The organism is Microcoleus sp. OTE_8_concoct_300 (assembly GCF_031383065.1).
Lineage (GTDB): Bacteria > Cyanobacteriota > Cyanobacteriia > Cyanobacteriales > Microcoleaceae > Microcoleus.
The window spans coordinates 1-3,282 of record NZ_JANMZH010000343.1; the positions used below are offsets into that span (position 1 = coordinate 1).

The 3,282-nt window shown below is 43.5% G+C and carries 3 protein-coding genes; all 3 read right to left on the reverse strand.

Annotated elements, in window-relative coordinates; genetic code table 11:
• Positions 1–187: 187 nt before the first annotated feature.
• The 3 genes from ACUVJL_RS15640 to ACUVJL_RS15650 all read right to left on the reverse strand — a co-directional run bounded on the left by ACUVJL_RS15640 (position 188) and on the right by ACUVJL_RS15650 (position 2,942).
• Positions 188–2,035: a hypothetical protein gene (locus ACUVJL_RS15640; protein ID WP_445246683.1), complete on the reverse strand. Its 1,848-nt coding sequence runs from the start codon at positions 2,033–2,035 to the stop codon at positions 188–190.
• Between the two features lie 243 nt (positions 2,036–2,278).
• On the reverse strand, positions 2,279–2,668 hold the full coding sequence (locus ACUVJL_RS15645) for a hypothetical protein (protein ID WP_445246684.1): 390 nt from the start codon (positions 2,666–2,668) through the stop codon (positions 2,279–2,281).
• Positions 2,634–2,942 (reverse strand): hypothetical protein, encoded by a 309-nt coding sequence (locus ACUVJL_RS15650; protein ID WP_445246685.1) that lies wholly within the window; start codon positions 2,940–2,942, stop codon positions 2,634–2,636. The genes ACUVJL_RS15645 and ACUVJL_RS15650 overlap by 35 nt, the downstream gene beginning before the upstream one ends.
• Positions 2,943–3,282: the final 340 nt, after the last annotated feature.

Below are 3,282 nucleotides of genomic sequence, written 5' to 3' on the forward strand. Positions count from 1 at the left end.
TTTACGCTATGCACTCGAAGCATTTCGGACAGCCATATCTTTTAGGTTTGTGAAATGGTTGAACCAAAATTGGGACGTATTCTCCGCTTATAAAGCCAGTTTAGGCTTTGTTTGGGCTTAAAATTTGTTTAAGTCCCGCTAGTTTTGTTTGATTGATGTACTACGCTCGATTGACGCTCGATTGGACTTACCTCTTTTCCAAGTAATCCTTGAATTTAGCAATTAGTGAAGGTGTGCCGTATTTCATTACTATGTAATAGAAACACTTTTTACCTACATCTGAATAGCTACGAGGCTTCCCCCTCTTCTGGGTGAAACCCAAACCGATTTGTATAATTTTGCTGGCACTTGTATATTTATCGGATAATTCCAAAATGCGCTCAAAAACTGCTGTTTCTGACTCATTTGGGAGTAATCTTGCGAAATCTTCGGCATCCCAGATAACTGGATAATCCTCTCTGGGTAAGGGTTCTGGAGTTATCTCTGCTTTGATAAGGTTATCCGACCTCGATAATTCTTCACCTTCTTTATTTCCTGAATTATCTGGTAAATTATCCGAGCTTTGGTTGGCTTGCCTTCGGTGTAATTCTCTCGATCGATCTAGTTCTTCTGGTGTCGATTCGGCTAACCAATAATCCCACGATACTGACTGATTTAATGCCCGATTCAGTTTGTCTATGTCCGATTCTACTCCAGGTTCAGTCTCAGATTCTACTTCAGTTTGTGTCTTTTGCAAGCTAATATTTACATCAGGTTTTTGGTCAATTTTTGAATTACTAATAACTTGATTGTCATACTCTAAAGTAAAGCCATTAAATAACTCATAGACCCATTCAGGACGTATCCAGTACGGCAGAATAGAAATAGGCAAGTCTTTGATGCACTCTCCGTCTTCATCTTTGATACCCGAAATGGTTCCTTTGAAAAGTGGCTGATATTTACTGTCCGATCGTAACTGAAGTTTAATCACTCCTGAATTAACAGATTTACTAAAACCGTCGCCACCGCCGAAAGCAGCATTAGTATCATTATGAGCAATGAAGATAGGCGCTTCTTTGCCTTTGCGAGGGTCGCCGACAACTTTTCTTGTTAGTTTGCTGGCAGGTTCCGCCGTACCTTCTTCAAATCCATATTGTGTCATCTCATCAAAGATAGAGGTCAGCCAATCATCCTTCAAAGTTCGGACTTTAAATCGATCGTACATGGTGTTAAGTTGTTGACCAACTTCATCAAAGTTTTGATTTGCGCCATAGCCAGGAACTCCCAACTTAACCAAAGTTTTCCAGCACTCATCATAATTTTGGTGAAAGTGAGGGTCAGCGATCGAGATGATTTTGTGACCATATAAATAATGCCGGCACAGTGCTAAAAAAGCTGCAAAGTAACTTTTAAAGCTACCCATATCCCCATAAATTAGGAGGGGTTTGTGCATCAGTTGTGCGATCCATCCTCCCTCATGTTCCTCAATCAATTTCAACAGCTTCGATCGAGCAGCAGCTATATACTCCGCTCTCTTCTCTTCTTCGGTTTTCTCTTTTGCCACACCACTAGGCACACTATCAACAACAGAATCAGAAATAGAATCTGTTTCTGACTGAGAATCAGAAGCAGTTTTTGTTTCTGGTATTGGGGGTTGTGAAGTTTTGAGAAGATGCTCAAGAATGGTGGGGTGATCGTGAGCCATGACTCGGACAAAATTCTGCTGAGTCTCCGCTTTGTAGACCTCAACTGAGGCATCAGCCCGAAGCTTCTCTTTGACCACTACCTCCTCAACTAGGACATCGGTGAGTGCGGAGTTAACAGCAGCATCAAGCGCTAGTTGTTTCAGTCGCTGCTCAAACTCCCAGAGCTCTTGCCGTTCGAGTTGTTCCTTTTTTTTCTGACTGTCGTGCCAGCCAAAATATCCGCAGCCGATCGCAGCCAGAGAGCTTGCTTGTCGAACTCCCACCCAGCGATCGAACGGAAGCGGCATCAATGCCAGCCCCAGACAGCAAAATGCTCCGAAAAATGACCCGACTGTTACCCTGTTACCCATGACTGATGACTCCTATCCTTTACCCAATCCCCAATACCCAAAATCCAATGCCCTTACTACCCAATGCCCTTACTACCCAATGCCTGACGACTGATGACTGATGCCTGATGACCGATGCCGACCGATGACTGATGACTGATGCCTGATGACTGATGCCTGATGACTGATGATCGATGACTGATGACTGGAGATATCCCGGCAGGGGGTAGAGCGAAGACAACCGTACCAGCCGGGATGGAAGTATTATTTACTACCGGCACCAATGATCCACATGGCGACAATGACAAAAGCTGCGATCGCCAAACCATGCTGCCAGGTCAGGAGATAGTACAAATCCCAGAAGCAGAGAATGCCTCCGATCGCCAGTGCTGCACCGCCCGTCCGCCACAAACCGGAGTAAGCGCGATCGGCTGGCGACATGAAAAACAGACTGAGAGAGCCAATGACGATCGCCACGATTCCTAAGAAAAGATGCGATTTCGAGAGCCGGAATAAATTTGCAATGCCGATGCCGATCGAGAAATTCATTACCAAAAATTGCCAGTTATTGACATTTTTGAGATGTTTCAGTTGTGCTGACGGCTTATAAACAAGTGATTCATCCTGTGGCTGTGGTTGTTGCTGTTGCTGCACAGGAAGTTTTTTCGGTAACTGTGGAGTTGGTAAAAACATGGTTGGTGCATTTATTGAAGGTTTTGCCGTAGAGTAGACAACAATTGGGGCAAATCTCGATATTCTGTATTGCCGAAGTTTCAGCAACTACTAAATATCCGTAAGGGTTCGGTACTTTTATCCCCGGTTCATGGTCATCTGTCGTTACCCAGCCTGTATTTGTCGTAGCAACAGTGCCGTTCTTGTAATCGATCGAGCTAACGACTTTAAAAACGTGACCTTTAGAAATAATCAACTTTCACCTCTCATGAAATTAGTAAATCTTGAAAAACCACGATTTATCTGCGAAGCAACACCTTTAGCTTTACCTGCCATGTCGCCTGACCAGTTAACCGCCACATTGATGGAATCCTTCGCTCTACCTGTTGCCATTTGTGACAAGTTAAGAAAAAGTGCAAATTGTCAAGGGGGTAGACCAAAAAAGGTAAAATAGAATGAAACCTTTACGGGGCAAGCAGTTGAGCCATAGTTAAACCAGTTATGATTCGCAAAAAAAGAATTAACCGAGATCATGCAAAGAAAAAAAATAGTCCCCAAATAGAAAATGAAGCGATTGCGAATCACCTGGAAGATTT